Source organism: Christiangramia lutea (assembly GCF_022489035.1).
GTDB classification, from domain to species: Bacteria; Bacteroidota; Bacteroidia; order Flavobacteriales; family Flavobacteriaceae; genus Christiangramia; species Christiangramia lutea.
This window is the reverse complement of the sequence record NZ_JAKVTV010000001.1, coordinates 700,434-720,331: the sequence shown is the minus strand read 5'-3', so window position 1 is coordinate 720,331 and position 19,898 is coordinate 700,434. Positions and strand designations below refer to the sequence as shown.

The 19,898-nt window shown below is 38.8% G+C and carries 17 protein-coding genes; 7 read left to right on the top strand and 10 right to left on the bottom strand.

Going from position 1 to position 19,898, the window contains the following annotated elements; translation table 11 throughout:
• Positions 1–5: 5 nt before the first annotated feature.
• Positions 6–986, bottom strand: coding sequence for a carbohydrate kinase family protein (locus ML462_RS03350; RefSeq protein WP_240712310.1), 981 nt, complete (start codon positions 984–986; stop codon positions 6–8).
• 188 nt (positions 987–1,174) lie between these two features.
• On the opposite strand from ML462_RS03350, the gene ML462_RS03345 reads away from it, so the two are divergent.
• Complete coding sequence (locus ML462_RS03345) at positions 1,175–2,212, top strand: NADP(H)-dependent aldo-keto reductase (protein WP_240712919.1); 1,038 nt, start codon at positions 1,175–1,177, stop codon at positions 2,210–2,212.
• Here ML462_RS03345 and ML462_RS03340 read toward each other — a convergent pair.
• The 6 genes from ML462_RS03340 to panC are packed head-to-tail and all read right to left on the bottom strand — an operon-like array spanning position 2,209 to position 8,120.
• Complete coding sequence (locus ML462_RS03340; RefSeq protein ID WP_240712309.1) at positions 2,209–3,336, bottom strand: peptidoglycan DD-metalloendopeptidase family protein; 1,128 nt, start codon at positions 3,334–3,336, stop codon at positions 2,209–2,211. The genes ML462_RS03345 and ML462_RS03340 overlap by 4 nt on opposite strands.
• A 32-nt stretch (positions 3,337–3,368) precedes the next feature.
• Complete coding sequence (radA, locus tag ML462_RS03335; protein WP_240712308.1) at positions 3,369–4,733, bottom strand: DNA repair protein RadA; 1,365 nt, start codon at positions 4,731–4,733, stop codon at positions 3,369–3,371.
• 19 nt (positions 4,734–4,752) lie between these two features.
• On the bottom strand, positions 4,753–5,901 hold the full coding sequence (locus ML462_RS03330) for an alpha/beta hydrolase (RefSeq protein WP_240712307.1): 1,149 nt from the start codon (positions 5,899–5,901) through the stop codon (positions 4,753–4,755).
• A gap of 35 nt (positions 5,902–5,936) precedes the next feature.
• Positions 5,937–6,902, bottom strand: a complete 966-nt coding sequence (locus tag ML462_RS03325) for a lysylphosphatidylglycerol synthase transmembrane domain-containing protein (RefSeq protein ID WP_240712306.1) — start codon at positions 6,900–6,902, stop codon at positions 5,937–5,939.
• 7 nt (positions 6,903–6,909) lie between these two features.
• Positions 6,910–7,260: an aspartate 1-decarboxylase gene (panD, locus tag ML462_RS03320; protein ID WP_240712305.1), complete on the bottom strand. Its 351-nt coding sequence runs from the start codon at positions 7,258–7,260 to the stop codon at positions 6,910–6,912.
• 8 nt (positions 7,261–7,268) lie between these two features.
• The gene (gene panC / locus ML462_RS03315) at positions 7,269–8,120 is read right to left on the bottom strand and encodes a pantoate--beta-alanine ligase (RefSeq protein ID WP_240712304.1); all 852 of its coding nucleotides are present in this window, start codon (positions 8,118–8,120) and stop codon (positions 7,269–7,271) included.
• Positions 8,121–8,230: 110 nt separating this feature from the next.
• On the opposite strand from panC, the gene ML462_RS03310 reads away from it, so the two are divergent.
• The 5 genes from ML462_RS03310 to ML462_RS03290 all read left to right on the top strand — a co-directional run bounded on the left by ML462_RS03310 (position 8,231) and on the right by ML462_RS03290 (position 14,567).
• Positions 8,231–9,040: a glycogen/starch synthase gene (locus ML462_RS03310; RefSeq protein ID WP_240712303.1), complete on the top strand. Its 810-nt coding sequence runs from the start codon at positions 8,231–8,233 to the stop codon at positions 9,038–9,040.
• Between the two features lie 23 nt (positions 9,041–9,063).
• Positions 9,064–10,638 (top strand): BamH family beta-barrel-assembly machinery protein, encoded by a 1,575-nt coding sequence (bamH, locus tag ML462_RS03305; RefSeq protein ID WP_240712302.1) that lies wholly within the window; start codon positions 9,064–9,066, stop codon positions 10,636–10,638.
• A gap of 8 nt (positions 10,639–10,646) precedes the next feature.
• Complete coding sequence (gene glmS, locus ML462_RS03300) at positions 10,647–12,494, top strand: glutamine--fructose-6-phosphate transaminase (isomerizing) (protein WP_240712301.1); 1,848 nt, start codon at positions 10,647–10,649, stop codon at positions 12,492–12,494.
• Between the two features lie 254 nt (positions 12,495–12,748).
• Positions 12,749–14,260: a F0F1 ATP synthase subunit beta gene (atpD, locus tag ML462_RS03295; protein WP_240712300.1), complete on the top strand. Its 1,512-nt coding sequence runs from the start codon at positions 12,749–12,751 to the stop codon at positions 14,258–14,260.
• A 10-nt stretch (positions 14,261–14,270) separates the two neighbouring features.
• The gene (locus ML462_RS03290) at positions 14,271–14,567 is read left to right on the top strand and encodes a FoF1 ATP synthase subunit delta/epsilon (protein WP_240712299.1); all 297 of its coding nucleotides are present in this window, start codon (positions 14,271–14,273) and stop codon (positions 14,565–14,567) included.
• A 59-nt stretch (positions 14,568–14,626) separates the two neighbouring features.
• Here ML462_RS03290 and ML462_RS03285 read toward each other — a convergent pair whose 3' ends face one another.
• The 3 genes from ML462_RS03285 to ML462_RS16150 form a co-directional block, all read right to left on the bottom strand.
• Positions 14,627–16,393 carry a M61 family metallopeptidase gene (locus tag ML462_RS03285; protein ID WP_240712298.1) on the bottom strand — a complete coding sequence of 589 codons (1,767 nt, stop codon included), beginning with the start codon at positions 16,391–16,393 and terminating at the stop codon, positions 14,627–14,629.
• 62 nt (positions 16,394–16,455) lie between these two features.
• Entirely contained in the window at positions 16,456–16,659 is a 204-nt protein-coding gene (locus tag ML462_RS03280; RefSeq protein ID WP_240712297.1) for a helix-turn-helix domain-containing protein, read from the bottom strand.
• 4 nt (positions 16,660–16,663) lie between these two features.
• Positions 16,664–17,056 carry a DUF2975 domain-containing protein gene (locus ML462_RS16150; protein ID WP_423738471.1) on the bottom strand — a complete coding sequence of 131 codons (393 nt, stop codon included), beginning with the start codon at positions 17,054–17,056 and terminating at the stop codon, positions 16,664–16,666.
• A 487-nt stretch (positions 17,057–17,543) separates the two neighbouring features.
• Between ML462_RS16150 and ML462_RS03275 the strand changes: the two genes are divergently transcribed.
• A complete protein-coding gene (locus ML462_RS03275; protein ID WP_240712296.1) occupies positions 17,544–19,898 on the top strand; it encodes a putative monovalent cation/H+ antiporter subunit A in 2,355 nt (784 codons plus the stop codon).

The window sequence follows — 19,898 nt, the reverse complement described above, 5'->3', positions numbered from 1 at the left end:
AGTATCTAACTGGTTTTTTCCAGGTAATGTTTTTTAATGATCGCATTAGTTTCTTCTAGGCCCTTAAAAACTTCATAAGTTTTCCCCTGGGTTCTCATAGCACCTAAAGTATTGGCATAACGGGCCGCTATAATGAGATCATTGTGATAAGCAAATCCGTATGCGAGACCGCCTGCAAAGGAATCGCCGCATCCGGTGGTATCTATTACTTCGTCTACCGGTACTGAAGGGATGAATTCTTTTTGCACTTGTCCTTTTTTCATGGTGTAAGCAACACATCCCCGTGAATCGAGGGTTACATAGAGTACCTTAACGCCCATTTTGAGAACATGTTCGCCGAATTCATCCAGATGTTCTGTGTTTTCCTCATCATAGTGGCCCATTTCGTCAATGTGATATTCATTTTTGAACCAGCAGCACATAGACTCCTCGAGGTTCATCTTAAGAACATCGATATAGGGTAACCATTCATCACGGTCTATCCAGTATTTTCGTTCCCGGCTGCCATTGATGTTCATGGATGTAGTTGGGCCATGTGCGTCAAAAATTACCAGACCCTTACTATTTTTTTTGATGTGTTTTAGGGTACTTAATGAAATTTCAAAATCTGTAATTGGGACGAATACAAAAGCATCTGAATCCAGGTATGGTTCTACATCCTCTGGTAAAATTGGGTTCATAAAAGCAGTCTGTTTCTCAAGACGGTTATTCTGATCTATGAATTTTAATTCTATTACTGTTCCACGGTCTCTTTCAGAATCTATTCCACTAACATCTACATTATCATAGCTCGAAAATAATCCCTTGATAGCCGTAAGATCTTTTTTATGAACATGAGAAATTACCCGAACCTCCCCGGTATTTTTCATAAGCTTGGCAAGTGCTATCGCTGGGTGAGTAGCACAACCATACTTCTCAATAATTTCATTTTTATGGGTTAGAATAGTGTCCCTGGGGATAGGCCCTAAAATGGCAATTTTCTTCATACGCTTAAATTAAATTGTTCCGGCGGAGATTTACTCAATAGCCTTCTAAAGATAGTGGTATTTAAATATAACCAAAAATCATCTTTTTCTATATTTGTCTACCAATTATGCCATTGAGAAGAATGATAAGCCAATGGTTTCATGCCTACCTTAATTATTATAAATTGCCGGTTAAAGCAGAAATGACAATGGAATATACTAACCTACCTAATACAGATATAAAAGTTAGCAAAATATGCCTGGGTTCAATGACCTGGGGGCAACAGAATACGGAAGCCGAAGGTCATGAACAGATAGATTTTGCCCTGGATAAAGGGGTGAACTTCATAGATACTGCTGAGATGTATTCTATTCCGGCAGATCCAAAAACTCAGGGAAGTACCGAGAAGGTGATAGGTTCCTGGTTGAAAAAATCAGGGAAGAGAGATAGGGTTGTTATTGCTTCAAAAGTAGCGGGTCCTTCAGATATGGTGTCGCATATTCGGCCAAATTTAGGTTTTCATAAAGAAGCTATTCAGGATGCTGTTGATAAAAGCCTGGAAAGAATGCAAACCGATTATATTGACCTATATCAATTGCACTGGCCGGAAAGGAATGCAAATTTTTTCGGTCAGAGAGGATATGTTCATCAGGAAGATGAAGAATGGGAAGATAATTTCAGGGAAGTTCTGGAGAATTTGAATGACCTCGTTAAAAAAGGAAAAATAAGGCAAATTGGTCTCTCTAATGAAACGCCTTTCGGACTGATGAGATTTTTGGAGGAGAGCAGAAAACATGATCTACCCAGAATTTCAACCGTACAAAATCCGTATAATCTGCTTAATAGAAAAGATGAAGTAGGTCTAACGGAAATTTATCATCGTGAAAATGTAGGTTTGTTTCCGTATTCACCATTGGGAATGGGAACCCTGAGTGGAAAGCATCTTGATGGAATTAAAGAAAATACCAGGCTTAGCCTGTTTCCACAGTATAAACGGTATTCCAATGCGAATTCAGTAAAAGCAACCAGAGCTTATAAAGAACTGGCAGATGAACATAGCCTTAGCCTTACGCATCTGGCGCTGGCATTTGTGAATCAGCAGCCGTTTGTTACTAGTAATATCATTGGAGCTACAAGTATGGAGCAGCTAAAGGAAAATATCGAGAGTATTGATGTCCACCTTTCTCAAGAGATTTTAGAAGGCATCAATGAGATCCATAATAATATTCCTAATCCGGCACCTTAACCAACTGGTTTTACCAGGCTTTCGTGTATAAACATGGAACGGTTTAGGCCGTCACGTACATGATACCAACTGTTAGATTTACCCAGAACCATAACAAGTTCACCTTTCAGGCCGGTTCTAACAATCCTCGAATTGTTTGTTGCCGGCTTGTTTCTAAAATTAGCTTTACTGGTAGTGATCTCAAGTCTGGAGGTGATTTTCTCATTATCTAAAGAGAAATCCTTTTCATTATCGGGTAAATATACATATCCAATAGGATCTAAAGCTCCGCGGCCACTTTTGTAAATGCCAAAATGTAAATGTGGAGGAGTAGTTTTTGCGTTTCCAGTGTTACCAACAAATCCTAAGGTGTCCCCACGATCTACAGAATTCAAATCGGGTTTTATACTGTCCAGGTGTGCGTAATATAAAGACTGGCGTCTTTTCACGTCTCTTAGCCATACCTGCTTTCCTCCAAGACCTTTTACACCGGTGAACCTTATTCTGCCGGAAGTGGCCGCAATAACCGGCGTTCCTCTTTCAGCAAATATGTCTATACCTTCGTGATTTCTTCGTCCACCATCCCTTATGTCACCCCAGTAACTTCCAATGTCGGCATTTTTACCGTTCAGGACCGGAAAGGAATAGCCCGGAGATTTAAAAATTCGAATACTGAACCTGGTATGAGCTTCAATTTCCGGTTGAAAGATTATTTTATAAAGGCCTTTTTCCTCAATTTCAAAACTTAATTTTTCCCCCTCAGCATTACCCGATTTTATCTTCTTGAAACCATCCGAATTTTGTTTGTAAAGCTCCTGAAAGACCTTCGTATGAGTACTATCTGTTACAATTTCTGCTTTTAAAACTTCTCCGGGAATTAGGTAAGTTTGATAAGAATAAATAGCGAAATTTCTAGGCTTAAACTCACCAACCTCCTGATAGGGAAGTTCAATTTCAAGGCTATCATCCAAAGCCACTTCTACTCGATCTTCCCATAAATTGTAGATCTCATCAGGAATATTATGATCTTGCTTATACTTTTCTTTTTGTGAAAGGCCAGATATAAAATTTTCTGCCTTCTTCATTTGTGAACATGAAGTAAGCAGTATAAGAATTGAAAGGAAGAGGGCTCTGTATAATTGCATGCTACTCAATTATAGCAGTAATTATGCCATTTCTACCCAAACAGGTGTGCGACAACGTCTTCTATTTTAGCCACCCTGATAATTTTAATGTGAAAATCGGCTTTAGGTATCTTGCTTTGTTTGGAAACCATGATGGAGGCGAATCCTAATTTTTCTGCTTCCAGGATACGCTGTTCTATCTTGGTTACAGGTCTAATTTCCCCGGCAAGGCCAACTTCCGCGGCAAAACAGGTGTCTTTTTCCAAAGAAATGTCTTCATTAGAAGATAGAATTGCTGCTATTACAGCCAGGTCTATTGCAGGATCATCAACGCTAATTCCGCCAGTGACATTTAGGAAGACATCTTTTGCACCAAGTCTGAATCCAGCTCTTTTTTCCAGTACGGCCAGGAGCATATTCAGTCTTTTGGCATTATAGCCGGTAGTGGAGCGCTGAGGTGTCCCATAAACTGCGGTGCTTACCAGAGCCTGAATTTCGATCATTAGAGGCCGCATTCCTTCTAAGGTAGAAGCAATAGCAGTTCCGCTAAGGTCTTCATCGTTTTTTGAGATGAGTATTTCTGAAGGATTAATAACTTCTCGCAAGCCGCTTCCCTGCATTTCATAGATGCCTAGTTCATGAGTTGAACCAAACCTGTTCTTATGGGCGCGAAGAATTCGGTAAACATGATTCCTGTCTCCTTCGAATTGAAGTACAGTATCTACCATGTGTTCCAGAACCTTTGGTCCGGCAATACTACCTTCCTTGGTAATATGGCCGATAAGGATCACTGGTGTATTGCTTTCTTTGGCAAATTTTATGAGTTCTGCCGTGCATTCTCTTATTTGGGAAATGCTTCCAGGTGAACTTTCTATATAGTCACTATAAAGGGTTTGGATGGAATCGATAATGACCACTTCCGGTTCTACTTCCTCTACCTGACTGAAAATATTCTGGGTTTTGGTTTCAGTGAGAATGAAACAATTCGCGGGATTAGGGTCGATCCTTTCAGCCCGCATTTTGATTTGTTGCTGACTTTCCTCCCCTGAAACGTAAAGTACGCGATATTTCAGTCCGAGAGAGATCTGAAGCAACAGGGTACTTTTACCAATACCGGGTTCTCCACCCAGCAAAGTTAAAGAACCGGGAACGAGGCCGCCGCCAAGCACCCGATCTAATTCATTATTTCCGGTGTTTAACCGGTTTTGAGGTGTTTTTTCGATCTCTGCGATCAACAATGGCTTTGCGGCTTTCTTCGCCTCCTTTTTAGCTGAGGTTTTCCAGTCCTTTGGATCTGGTTTCTGAACCAGTTCTTCTACGATGGTATTCCAGTCTCCGCAGGAGTTACATTTTCCCTGCCATTTAGAATATTGAGCGCCGCATTTCTGACAATAATAAGTGGTCTTAACCTTAGCCATTTAATCGATCAATTTTATGCTAATAACCGAAATCTTTTTTAATCGCATCGGCTTTTTCAAGCATAAAATCTGTGTTCAGAAAAGCAATTTTTTCCTGCCCGTAGGCATTCTGATAAATTCTCATGGCCTTTTTAGGATTGCCTGTTTCTTCTTCGTAACGTGCTTCGAAATAGGTTCCTAACATTGTTCCAGGATAATTATCATGGGCCATTTTATAAAGCTCCTTGTATTCTTCCCAGTTTCTTGTCTTTTCAATAGCCTTATGTACAGCCATAAAATCATTTAAACTAATCTTTCTCTTTAGTCCGTACAATTCTTCAATAGTAGTGTACTTTTCAGCTAAATACTGAGAAGGTGAAACTGAAGTTTGTAACAATTTCTCGTTATAATCTTTGGTAGAGATAGGCCTGTAGATCTCGAACATGCCTTCAATAGCAGAAGGAATCGCTTTGCCAACCAGGGAGTAATGAGTGGTTTCTTCAAAATTGTCGAATTTATAGTCTACCAGCTCATTTTCAATATTTTTCAGGTCGTTGTCAAAGCTGATGATCTTTTCCTTTAGATTAGGAATATCTGAGCTTCCCGTAGCCATGTAATACCATTTCCTGGAGGCTGATCTGTTAAGTGAACTACTAATTCTATTGGCCATTTCTGGAGCAAGATCCGGGCTAAGATTAATGTATCCCTGGAAAATCGGGTTCTCTTTCAATAAATAATAATTGATAAAATTAGAAGTGAAATCATGACCCACAATAATTCTAAAATTTGCGGTTCTGTATTTCTGGTCTAATTGGGCTAGTAGCTCCATTCCGATAAATTCAAAGAATTTTGCTCCTTTTCCTTCGGGAAGAAAATTTTGTTCAGAATAATAGGTGTCTTCCATACGAATTCCATCCTGATTTATCCCAACAACTATCATTTCCGGAACGTCTTCCCAGTAGGAATAATAATCTACCATTCCCGCAACAGGCTCAAAAAGGTAGTCTCCGTCAAGTACAATTACCACGGGGTATCGTTTATCTTTATTTTCCTCATAATTACGGGGAAGTTGGATCTTGATCTGTCTGGTTTCACCCAGTTTCTGGGAGGATAAGCTCTGATAACTTATCTGTGCAAAGTTGGCCAAGGGCAATAGGATTGCCATTAGCAATAGTAATAATCGTTTCATAGGTGTAGTATTGATTCGGACCTACAAGATAATTATTATTTCTTATTGTTTAAAAGTGGTAGTAAAATAAAGGATAATCCGCCGAATAGCAGGACAACAGCGGTTTGCGTGGTCCAGGCGATCCAGCCAAAGGCTTCGGCTGCATGATCCTGAATGCCAAAAAACATCAAAATACCTCCAACAGCCAGTGGGTAAACGCCTATTCCACCGTTAGTTGCGGAAACCGCAAATGAACCAACTACAAATGCAGCCATAATGATCCCTAGTGGGGTGTCCACTGTTTCTGGAATACTGAATTTTATGACGAAGAACATGATTAGATATAATCCCCAGATAAGAACGGTATGGAATATAAAAGCCCATTTCTGCTCCATTTTCAGGATGCTTTTCATGCCTTCCAATAGGCCTCTTGCAATCGATTTTAATTTCTGAAAGGGTAGCCAGTTTGATCGGCGAATAATATTCAGTCCGAGTATGATTATTCCTACGAGACCAAGGAAAATAAAAAGGGTGATTAGAGGATTTATGTTTTGATTCTGTAGGTATGCCAGCAAATCGTCGGTTTGGAAAATCAATGCTACTCCAACAATGAACATCAGGATTAATAAATCTGCAACTCTCTCGGAAATAATGGTTCCGAAGCCTTTTTCGAAGGGAACCTTTCCATAGGTTGAGAGGGTGACAGCTCTTAAAACCTCTCCAGACCTAGGGATCCCGAAATTGGCCAGGTAAGCGACCATTACAGCCATAAACCGGTTTTTCTGGGTTGTTCTGTAACCCATTGGTTCAAGCATGAATTTCCACCGGAATGCCCGGGAAAAATGGGAAACCGTACCCAGGAAAAATGAAACTGCGATCCAGAACTTATTGGCATCTAGAATGCTTTCCCATAATTTTTGCCGTTCAGCTGGGGTAGAACTCTTTAGAGAATACCAGACCAAAAAAATCCCCAAAAATAAGGGGATACTGATCTTTAATATTCTAATGAGTTTCTTGTTCAATGGAAAATTAATTCAACAGATTTGTTTCTTCGTCTGGAAATACCAAAGATGGTTTAAAGCTTTTGGCTTCTTCCATATCCATAATGCCGTAAGAAATAATGATTAAGATATCGCCTTTAGCAACTTTTCGGGCTGCAGCTCCATTAAGGGTGATCTCTCCGGTATTTCTAGGCCCTGGTATAACATAAGTTTCCAGGCGCTCACCATTATTATTATTTACTATTTGTACTTTTTCGCCTTCAACAATATTAGCTGCCTCCATGAGGTTTTCATCAATGGTAATACTACCAATATAGTTCAGGTCTGCACCTGTAACTTTTACACGATGGATTTTTGACTTTACTACGTGAATCTGCATTTTTAAATTTAATTGTCCAGAGCGATATTATCGATTAACCTAATTTCATCTGCATACACAGCGATAAATGCCCGGTAATTTTTTCCTTTTTCTTTTTCATTAATTTTCTTCAGAGTCCTGGAATCGGCAATCTCGAAATATTCCAATTCTAAAAATGGATGTTCCCTGAATTTATTTTCTACCCATTTGGTGATGTAATTAGCACTTTCTGTGCCAAATAGGATATTTACATTTTTGAGAGTTTCATAAATAAACGCTGCCTTTTTACGATTTTGGCTACTTAGACGTTCATTTCTTGACGACCTTGCAAGTCCGGAATCTTCTCTTAGAATAGGGCAGCCAACTATTTCCACCGGTAGCCCGGTCTTTTCTGTGAGCTTTCTTATGATCTGCAATTGCTGAAAATCCTTTTCACCAAAAAAGGCCTTATCTGGCGTGACAATTTGGAATAATCTTTTAACAACTGTTCCAACTCCGTCAAAATGGCCGTTCCTGAATTTTCCTTCCATTACAGATTCCAGTCCTTCAAAATCAAAGTTTTCAGAAAGGATTTCATTATCATATAGCTCTTCAGCGGTAGGTGTGAAAACCCAGATATTGGGAAATTCAGCTTCAAGAAGTTCAATATCCTTTTCCAGATTGCGTGGATATTTTTCCAGATCCTCTTTGTTGTTGAACTGGGTAGGATTTACAAAAATGCTAACCACTACCAGATCAGATTCCTTAAAGGCATTTCTTACAAGAGAAAGGTGGCCTTCATGTAAAGCTCCCATAGTTGGGACCAGTCCAACGATATTTTTTTCAGATTTTGCCTTCTGAATGGCCTTTATAAGTGGATCTTTCTCCCTAAAAATCTGCATTTTGTTGTAAAATTAACAGCGTGCAAACTTAATATTTCTCTGGCAATCTGCATAAATTTTTGTAATTTTGCGTGTTTTTTATTCGGAAACGTAACTAAAGCAAAGAATTTATGAAAGATAAGAGAGTGTTATACGTCTCGTCTGAAGTTATACCCTACTTACCTGAAACCGATATCTCATCAACCTCATTTGAAGCTGCTAAAATGGTGAATAACCTGGGCGGGCAAATTAGAATTTTCATGCCGAGGTTTGGTAACATCAATGAAAGAAGGCATCAATTGCATGAAGTGATAAGGCTATCAGGGATGAATCTTGTTATTAATGATCTGGATATGCCGTTGATCATAAAAGTTGCCTCTATTCCTAAAGAGAGAATGCAGGTTTACTTTATAGATAACGAAGATTATTTTAAAAGGAAGGCAACTTTAACTGATGAGGATGGTAACCTCTTTTCTGATAACGATGAGCGTGCAATCTTCTTTGCCAAGGGGGTTATAGAAACAGTTAAAAAATTGAACTGGTCTCCAGATATCATCCATGTACACGGCTGGCTGTCTTCTCTTCTGCCTCTTTATTTGAGGAACTATTACGGGAACGAGCCATTGTTCAGAGATTCGAAAATAGTTACCTCTGTTTACAATCAAAGCTTCGATGGAACGTTAGATGAGGAAATGAGAGAGAAAATATTGTTTGACGGACTGGAAAATTCTAATGTAAAGCATTTGAAGACTCCTAATTTTGTCAATTTATTGAAAACTGCAGTGGATAATTCAGATGCAGTTGTAATAGGAGGAGACAATGTTCCTGATGATTTGAAAACCTATATTGATAAGATCAATAAACCCGTCCTGCCATATACCGAAAAGGAAAATTTCTCACATGCCTATCAGGAATTTTATGACACTAAAGTATTGTCTTAAACAACAGTAAGTAAAAGTATTAAATGAGATTTAACAGATTGTACCAGGCGATGGCTGCGTTAGCCGTTGTTTTCGCTTTTGTAGGATGCGATGATGAGTTTTCAGAAATAGGAGGAGAGATTATAACTAATCCTTCTAATGTTGAAATGAGAGAGGTTGAGGTAAATGCCTACTCGCAAAAAGTAAATTCCATTCAAACCAATAATCTATCAGATTATATTCTGGGGGTGCATAACCATCCTGTTTATGGACAAAGTACCGCCAGCCTCATAACCCAGTTGAGTTTGTCTTCTGAAAATCCAAATTTCGGGGAGAACGCTCAGCTTGATAGTGTGGTGATGGTTATACCTTACTTTTCGACCCAGTCTGAAGAGTCTACTGAGGATAATATTATATATGAACTGGATTCTATTTATGGTGATGAATCTTTTAAGCTTTCGGTTTATGAGACGTCCTATTTTCTGAATGACCTTGATCCTGATGTAGGATTCGAGCAACGTCAGAAATATTATTCAGATCAGCAGGATGCTATTGAACAAAATATTATTGGTGATCCTTTGTACGTCGATGAGGATTTTGAGCCATCAGCTCTACCATTCGACTCTTATGAATTAAATGTTGATGGTGAAAATGATACCATTGCCAATAATCCGGCTTTACGAATTAAACTTCCGGTAGAATTCTTTCAGGAAAAGATCATTGCTCAGCAGGGAACAGATAATTTATTAAACAATAGTAATTTCAGGGATTATTTCCGAAGCTTATTCATTAAAGCTGAATCAAATGGTTCCGGAGGAAGTGAGTTACTTCTAAATTTTTCCGGTCAGAATTCAGCTCCTAGAATTAGGCTGTATTATAAGAGAGATTCTTCCGATGAGGATGAAGAAGAACAAACGAGAGGGACCTTTACTTTAAATGTAGGAGGTAATAGGTTCAATACTTTTACAGGAGAATATCCTCAAGAGATAAGTGCTGCAATTTCATCTCAATCTTCTGAAACGGGAGCAGAAAATCTTTACCTAAATGCTCAGGAGGGGAGTATGGCTGTAATTGAATTGTTCCCTGATGAAGAGGAGCTGGAAAATTTAAAAAATGAAGAATTATTAGTTAATGAGGCCAGTCTTACTTTTTACGTGAATGACGATATTCTAGCAGGGGGAGATCAGCCAAGAAGATTATATCTCTACGACCTTAACAATAATACTTTTTTAAGTGATTATGCTCTGGATGCCAGCTTCAATGTTGCAAATCCAGATATTTCCGTGACTAATTTCTCTGAACTGGTAGCAGAGGATGAGAGTGGAAAGTATTATAATATTAGAATTACGAATCACGTAAGCAGTATTATAAATAATGATGCTGAAAATGTGAAATTAGGCCTGGTAATTGTACCCAACATCAACTCTGTGGTTGTTCGAGGATCTCAAGGCCAGATTGGAGGCTCTTTAATGTCGGCAACCAGAGGAATGTCAGCTTTAATAGACTTGATCCCATCTGTGAATTCATTGGCGCCAACAGGTACAGTATTGCATGGGAATATGTCTAATGATGAAGACAAGAGATTAAAATTAAAGATTTTTTATACCGATTATAATTAGAAGAAAATATGTGTGGAATTGTTGGGTATATAGGACGCAGGGAGGCTTATCCTATTGTTCTTAAAGGACTGCAAAGATTAGAATACCGTGGCTATGATAGTGCCGGTATCGCTTTATACGATGGAAATGAATTAAAGATGAGTAAGACCAAAGGTAAGGTCGCTGATCTTAAAGATAGGCTCGAAAGCGAGATCTCAACCAATGGTACCGTTGGTATAGGTCATACCAGGTGGGCTACCCATGGTGAGCCGAACGATGTAAATTCGCATCCGCATTATTCCAATTCCGGTGACCTTGTGATCATTCACAATGGAATTATTGAGAATTATGATGCTCTTAAAAAAGAGCTTAAGAATAGGGGATATACTTTTAAAAGTGATACCGATACTGAAGTCTTGGTTAATCTAATTGAAGATGTAATAATCCAGGAAAAAGTAAAACTTGGTAAAGCTGTTCAGATAGCGCTGAACCAGACTGTGGGAGCCTATGCTATTGCTGTTTTTAATAAAACCAAGCCAGACGAGATCGTTGTTGCCAGGCTGGGAAGTCCGTTAGCAATTGGTGTTGGTGAAGATGAGTTCTTTGTAGCATCCGATGCTTCTCCCTTTATTGAATTTACTAATAATGCAATTTACCTGGAAGATGGCGAAATGGCGGTTATTAGAAGACATAAAGAAGTAAAGATTAGAAAAATCCATGACGATTCTTTAGTAGATCCTTACGTCCAGGAACTTCAATTGAACCTGGAACAGATCGAAAAAGGAGGTTATGAGCATTTCATGCTGAAGGAGATTCATGAGCAGCCTAATGCGATTAGTGATACCTACAGAGGTAGAATGCTGGTTGAGCAAGGTCTTATAAGAATGGCCGGGGTAGATGATAATATGGAGCGTATTGCTAATGCAAAACGTTTTATTATTGTTGCCTGTGGAACATCATGGCATGCCGGATTGGTAGCTGAATATATTTTTGAAGATATCGCCAGGATCCCTGTAGAAGTTGAATATGCTTCTGAATTTAGATATAGAAATCCTGTAATATCGGAAAATGACGTTGTGATCGCTATTTCTCAAAGTGGTGAAACTGCTGATACTATGGCAGCTATTAAGCTGGCTAAGGAAAAAGGGGCTTTCGCATTCGGAGTATGTAATGTTGTTGGTTCTTCAATTTCCAGAGAAACACATGCAGGTGCTTATACACACGCCGGTCCAGAGATTGGTGTGGCTTCAACTAAGGCATTTACAACCCAGATCACTGTCCTAACATTAATGGCTCTTAAACTTGGAAAGTTTAAAGGGACTATTTCTCATAGTGACTTCCAGTTCCATTTACAGGAACTTGAGAGAATTCCAGAGAAAATTAAAGTTGCACTTGAGTCTGACAAGTTAATACAGGAAGTATCTTTTAAATATAAAGATGCTCCAAACTGCCTTTATTTAGGACGTGGGTATAATTTCCCGGTTGCACTTGAAGGCGCACTAAAACTTAAAGAGATATCCTATATTCACGCGGAAGGTTATCCAGCGGCTGAAATGAAGCACGGGCCTATTGCACTAATCGATGAGCAGATGCCCGTAGTGGTAATTGCAACCAAAAGAGGTCATTACGAGAAAGTTGTTAGTAACATTCAGGAGATCAAATCAAGAAAAGGAAAGATCATTGCAATTGTTACTGAAGGAGATACAGAGGTACGAGAACTTGCAGATCACGTGATCGAAGTTCCGGAAACCATGGAATCCTTAACTCCTTTATTAACTACGATTCCGTTACAATTGCTATCTTACCATATTGCAGTAATGTTAGGGAAAAATGTAGATCAGCCTCGTAACCTCGCTAAATCGGTTACAGTAGAGTAAAACTTTATTAAAATTTATAGAAAAACCCTTCTAAATACATTTTGGAGGGTTTTTTATTTCACGGTATTGGAAGCTTTTAAATCAGGTTTTTAGAGGTTTTTAGAAACATTGAAAACTTCTCAAAATTTCAATATGTTTTTTGCCAGAAAAATTTATCTTTGCAGCCTGAAAATGACCTGTTTCAATATTATGGTTTTTAAAATCAGCGAAATAGGTTTTTGAATTTTACTATTAAAAATTAAAGAATTAGATAAATGTCTAAAGTCACAGGTAAAGTTGCCCAGATTATTGGTCCTGTAGTTGACGTTGTGTTCGACTCAGAAAACGCTGAACTGCCAAAGATCTACGATTCTTTGGAAATCACCAGAAAAGATGGTTCTATTTTAGTTCTTGAGGTGCAATCGCACATTGGTGAAGATACTGTAAGAACGATTTCAATGGATTCTACAGATGGTCTTAGCCGTGGAGTTGAAGTGCTAGCTACTGGAAATCCTATCCAAATGCCAGTTGGGAAGGATATCTACGGAAGATTGTTCAACGTTGTTGGAGATGCGATTGATGGATTAGGGAATCTTCCTAAAGAGGGAAAAAACGGACTTCCAATTCACCGTGAAGCACCGAAATTTGAGGATCTATCTGTGTCTACAGAAGTTTTATTTACCGGTATTAAGGTAATCGATCTTATCGAACCTTATGCAAAAGGTGGTAAGATTGGACTTTTTGGAGGTGCAGGAGTTGGTAAAACTGTACTTATCCAGGAGTTGATTAACAACATCGCCAAAGGTCACGGTGGACTTTCTGTATTTGCAGGAGTTGGTGAACGTACTCGTGAAGGGAACGACCTTCTTAGAGAGATGTTAGAATCTGGAATTATAAAATATGGAGATGATTTCACTCATTCTATGGAAGAAGGTGGATGGGATCTTAAAAAAGTAGATAAAGCGGCTATGAAGGAGTCTAAGGCTACCTTCGTATTCGGGCAGATGAACGAACCTCCTGGAGCACGTGCTCGTGTGGCTCTTTCTGGACTTACAATTGCGGAATTCTTCCGTGATGGAGCTGGAGAAGGTCAGGGGAAAGATGTTCTTTTCTTCGTAGATAACATTTTCCGTTTTACTCAGGCTGGTTCTGAGGTGTCTGCACTTCTTGGGCGTATGCCTTCAGCGGTAGGGTACCAACCAACACTTGCGACCGAGATGGGTGCAATGCAGGAGCGTATTACTTCTACTAAGAATGGATCTATTACATCTGTACAGGCGGTTTACGTACCTGCAGATGACCTTACTGACCCTGCACCGGCGACAACTTTTGCTCACCTTGATGCAACAACGGTACTTTCTCGTAAAATTGCCGAGCTAGGTATTTATCCTGCGGTAGATCCGTTAGAGTCAAGTTCAAGGATTCTTACTCCGGAAACATTAGGTGATGAACACTATCGTTGTGCGCAACGTGTTAAAGAGTTATTACAGAAATATAAAGAACTTCAGGATATTATTGCCATCCTTGGTATGGAAGAACTTTCTGAAGAAGATAAACTTGCGGTATCACGTGCAAGACGTGTTCAGCGTTTCCTTTCTCAGCCATTCCACGTAGCAGAGCAGTTTACTGGTCTTAAGGGAGTGTTGGTAGATATTAAGGAAACTATCAAAGGTTTCAACATGATTATGGATGGTGAATTAGATCACCTTCCGGAAGCTGCCTTCAACCTTAAAGGTACAATTGAAGAGGCGATCGAAGCCGGAGAGAAAATGCTTGCTGAAAACTAAAATAAGTTAGATGTATTTAGAAATAGTAACTCCAGAAGCAGTAGTATTTAGAGCGCAGGTAGATGCGGTAAAAGTTCCGGGTCATGATGGTGAATTCCAGATGCTGAACAATCACGCACCTATCGTTTCAACATTAACTGAAGGAGAGGTTAAGATCAACCTTACTTCCGGAAGTGAAAATGAGATCAAAAGGAAAGATCAGGAAGGATTCAGAACTGAATCTTCTGAAGCTAATGTGCTTTACTATACTATTAAAGGAGGAGTTCTTGAAATGAAAGACAACAAAGCTATTATCTTAGCGGACTAGTTTTTCAAACCTATAAATAAAAAAAAGCCTTTCATTCGAAAGGCTTTTTTTTATAGTCATTATTCAGGCTGAAGCCATTTTTCACGTTTTTTCAAAGCTTCCTTGGAGGCATTTTCATCTATGCTAATTATCCAGGTTGGATCTTCACCTAATTCGACTTCCGTTTGTTTCTCCTTGCCAAATCTGGTAAAAGTGACCTTTAGATTATCTGACGAGTTTGCTACCATCTCATCGAATTGATCTTTAGATTCGATCTTTTCTCCATTTATCTTTGTGATCACATCTCTGTTATCCAGGCCGGTTTTGTATGCTGCTCCGGTTTGAAAAGGGTTTCGGTCTATTTTCAATCCATTTTCTACTTCTGAAAGCGAAGCACCAAAATCTGGTTTTCCAGATCTCTCCAGTTTTATTCCAACACTGCCGAATAATTTATCATAGTCTGGCATTTCACTATCATAGATGTGTTTTTTAAAAAACTGATTTGCGAATTCCATACCTGCATATTCTGCCAGAGTTTGTTCTATTTCTCTAATGGTATATGAAACTTCAGTTTTGCCATATTTCGTCCACATCAATTTCATAAAATCGTCAAGGTTAAGGTTTTCCTGTCTAAGGGAAAGATCTAAAGCCAGTCCTAAAATACTTCCGTAGGAATAGTAAGAAACAAAGGTATTTTCACGGTTGGTGGGATCTACCGAAGTTGCCGCATCTACAAAAGTGGCCTGGTAGCTCATTTCAATGGGGTTAAAATATTCGAGGGCTGGTGAGTTCCAAACATAGTTAAAAGTGCCGTTAAGACCTTCTATATATTCCTCTGGAGTCCTTGCTCCAGCTCTGCAAAGCATTAAGCCGGTATAATAGCTGGTGAATCCTTCAGCAAACCAAAGTGATCCGGTCATATTGGCTCCGGCAAAATCGAAAGGTTCCAGTTCTGACGGTCTTATTCTTTCAACATTCCAGGCATGAAAGAATTCATGGGCTACGGTGCCGATATTTCCTCTCATTCCACCTTCAGAAATCGCATCTGTATCGGTTAAAATCGTACTGTTTCTGTGCTCCATTCCGTCCCCGGAAACATTCGGCATATAGCAGGCCAGGAAAGTGTATTTTCCGTAATCGAATTCAGGAAGCTCACCAAAAACCGCCTCTTCCTGTTCAACAATTTTCTTTACCTGCTCAAAATATTCTGAAAATTCAGCTTCTGTGCCTTCGTGGTGAAGTGTAAACTGTATCATTTGCCCATCGAGCTCAAACTCTTTCATTTTAAAATCGCTTATTTCTGTAGGGCTATCCATAAAATAATAGAGGTTTGGAGCTGAATAGGTGTTACTTCCTTCCTCTTTTAATTGCGTGGCGACCTTCCAGTTAAGATCTTCCCTTACCTCGAAATTGACTTCAATGGGGCGATGCTCAAATTCTTCAGCATACATAAAAGTGGCGGGAATATTTAAATGAGCATGTGTTTCGTCTATCTGGGAATAGGTTCCGTCTCCACGGTTGGCAAAAAGTGTGTATTCGATATTTACGGTTCCATCATGACCACTTACCTTCCAGGAATATGGATCGTTTCTCTCTATTTTTATCTCTTCACCTTTACTATTGGTTGCCTTGACTCCGTATACGTTTTTTACAAATTCATGTAGGGCATACCTTCCAGGTGAGGTTCTGCTCATTCGAATATCTAATGAACTTGTTTTAACTTCAGGAAAGCTAATATTCACCCTGGCCTCGTGGTGAACCGCATTTTCGAATGATATTTTATAATTGTTGGTTTGTGCATTTCCGTAGAAACTGATTAAAAGAAATGCTAAAAGAATTCTATACATGTTTAAAAATTGAATTTGCCTCTAAAGTAAAATTTTTATAGGATTGATAATAATTGCTGGAACTAAGCTCGATATTCCAGGATGTCCCCAGGTTGGCAGTCCAAAGCTTCACAAATGGCTTCCAGAGTTGAAAACCTTATGGCTTTGGCCTTTCCGGTTTTTAAAATGGAAAGGTTTGCCGTTGTGATGCCTATTTTTTCTGCAAGTTCATTGCTCTTCATATTTCGTTCATTAAGAATTTTATCCAAATTGATAGTAATAGGCATATTTTTAAATGGTTAGTTCGTTTTCCAGCATAATTCCCCTCCCTTCTTTAAAAATTTCAGATAGGAAAAAAGCTAATAAAGAAAGTAAGATAGGTGTTAAATAGACTGAAATGCTTGCCCGGGAGTAATCTCCAATTCTCCAAAAGTTGAAAATGGATAAAAAGAAGATCAACAAGCAATATTTCCCTATTTTTTTAAAAGCCACTATATTAATTTGGTGAAATGTTCTGAATTCTTTTACTGAGCTTATGATGTTGCTAATTTGATGAAATATGCGATAAGCTAAGATCAAAACGATTAGAAATTTGAAGTAGTTGAAAAATAAGGATCCATTTTTCCAGTTATCAAAACTTTTACTTTCCGGTTCAAAGCCTTTAATGGATTTTTTGGAATCCATATGATAATTAAAAACCGGATTACCACCACCAAAATAGTAAACCGGGTTCTCTTCAGAGTTTGAAATTATTTTTAATTTACTTCCTTTAAATTCTAATTCCCAGTTATCATAGGAGCTTCGATTAAATTGAAAGTGAATTAATAAAATGGTGATTCCGACAATACTGACGGAGATTAGTCCTTTGAAAAAATAACATAGTGCCTGGACTATACGTAGCAACAAATTTTTGTTCATTTCAATTTCGTTATCGTTTTTCGATAACAAACTTACTTAAATTATTGATAAACGATAATAAAAAGAGATCTATTTTGCCTCTAATTTTTAAAACATTTCAATTATTTAAGATTTCATGTGGTTTTCTCATTGCTTTTATCTCAAATTGAACAAAGAGTATTAAATACAGTTTATGATTGAATACTAAGTCTGAAGGCAGGAAGAATTCTTCAATAATATCTGTTATATTTGCGGGAAACAGATTTCAATAAGTATGCTTACCGCAATTCTTACAGGTTTTTTATTCTCAATTTTTCTCGTTTTCGCGGGAAAATTCTTTAAAGGTAAGCTCTCTATACTATCCTCGTTAGTACCTTTAGGATTATTCCTTTATTTTCTGAAATTCATTCCTGAGGTATCTGGAGGAGAAATTATCATGCGCTCCTATGAATGGATCCCATCATTCAATGTGGATCTTGGTTTTAAGCTTGATGGCCTTTCTCTTTTGTTTTCTTTGATGATCACAGGAATAGGATTTCTAGTTTTCGCTTACACGTCTTCCTATCTCAAAGGTCATGAATATCTGGACAGGTTCTATGGTTACCTGGCTTCCTTTATGGGAGCTATGCTGGGTCTGGTTCTGGCTGATAATATGATCACTCTTTTTGTGTTCTGGGAGTTGACAAGTATAAGTTCATTCTTCCTTATTGGTTTTAATAATACGAATCCTGCCTCCAGGAAGTCGGCGATGACGGCCCTCGGAATAACCGGGATTGGTGGCTTGTCTCTGCTGGCAGGTGCATTGCTTCTAAATAATATTACAGGAACTTACAGTATTTCTGAAATGCTCACCATGAGCGAAATGATACGGGCTAATGAGTTTTATTTTCTTGCCGTATTATTCATTTTTGGAGCGGCATTCACAAAATCTGCCCAGTTTCCTTTTCATTTTTGGTTGCCCGGCGCAATGAAAGCACCCACGCCTGTCTCTACCTACCTGCATTCAGCAACGATGGTTAAAGCAGGAGTTTATTTATTGATGCGTTTTACTCCAGTACTTGGAGGGGAAAGTATCTGGAATAATTCCCTTATCATTATTGGGGGAATTACCATGGTATATTCGGCAGTTCATACGATTTTCAGGACAGATCTCAAGGGAATTCTGGCCTATTCAACTATTTCCGCTTTAGGAATACTGGTATTTCTTACAGGGTTGGGAACACAGGCAGCTTTTCTGGCTGCCGCAGTCTTTGTTATTGTTCACGCTCTTTACAAAGCAACTTTATTCCTTGTAACCGGGATAATAGATCACCAGACTCATACCAGGGATGTTACCAGGCTATCAGGACTAAATAAAATAATGCTACCGGTAGGTATCGCGGGTATACTGGCGGCAATTTCCAGTGCAGGTATTCCGCCAACAATTGGATTTCTTGGCAAGGAATTAACTTATGAGGCCTCTTTACATTCTGAAACCGTGGTGATCATTATTATGATCGCTATTGTTCTCACCAAGATCCTTTTGCTTTACGCCGGATTTGTCGCCGGGATCAAGCCTTTTACGGGAAAACTGCCCGATGAGCATGCAAATACAAAGAAGCCTGGGTTTATACTTTGGTTTCCGCCACTATTATTAGCCCTTCTGGGACTTGTTTTTGGCGTTGCACCATTTATAATCGAATCGGCATTGATCAAACCAGTAGTGGAAGCAATGGGTGCAGACGCCTCTGAAATACATCTTGCCTTATGGCATGGGTTTAACCTGGTTTTCATTTTAAGTTTGATCACCATTGGAGTTGGGACTGCGCTTTATTTTATTATTAAGCCATCAGAAAAACTTGAACAGGGTATCGCCAAATTTGATTCAATAGCTCCTGAAAATATTCTTGAAAAATTTAATGAGATCTTTGTCACAGTTGCAAATTTCTGGACGAACTTTTTTCAAAATGGGTACCTGCGTAATTACATATCCATAATCATCCTTTTTCTGGTTGTGCTGGTTGGGTATATTATGATTGGTAATACCAGTTATTCCATAGACTATAATTCCCTCTCGAAGATCACGGTTTACGAGATAACTACAACACTCATCTTGATCGCAGGTATATTTTATACAGTATTTACTCAATCCAGACTGGCAGCCGTAGTAGCCATGGGAGTGGTTGGACTTTCTATCTGTCTCATATTTGTATTCTACAGTGCGCCCGATCTGGCGATGACGCAATTCTCGATAGATACGCTAACGGTAATATTATTTGTACTCGTACTATACAAGCTTCCAAAGTATTTAAAACTTTCAGATTATAAGACCAGATTAAGAGATGGTATCTTATCTTCCATTTTCGGATTGATCATTACCGTTCTGGCTCTGGAAGTTTTATCTGAACCAGTTAGTAAGGAGGTTGGGGATTTCTACGCGGCAAATTCTTATATCGAGGCCCATGGAAAGAATGTGGTGAACGTGATCCTGGTTGATTTCAGGGGAGCAGATACCCTTATAGAGATCTCTGTATTGTCTATCGCAGCAGTTGGAGTATTCGGGTTAATGAAATTGAGGTTGAAGATGAAGGACAGATTGCGTTATGCTGACAGGAGCCTGAATGTTGAAAACGAGAAAAAGAAGAAATGA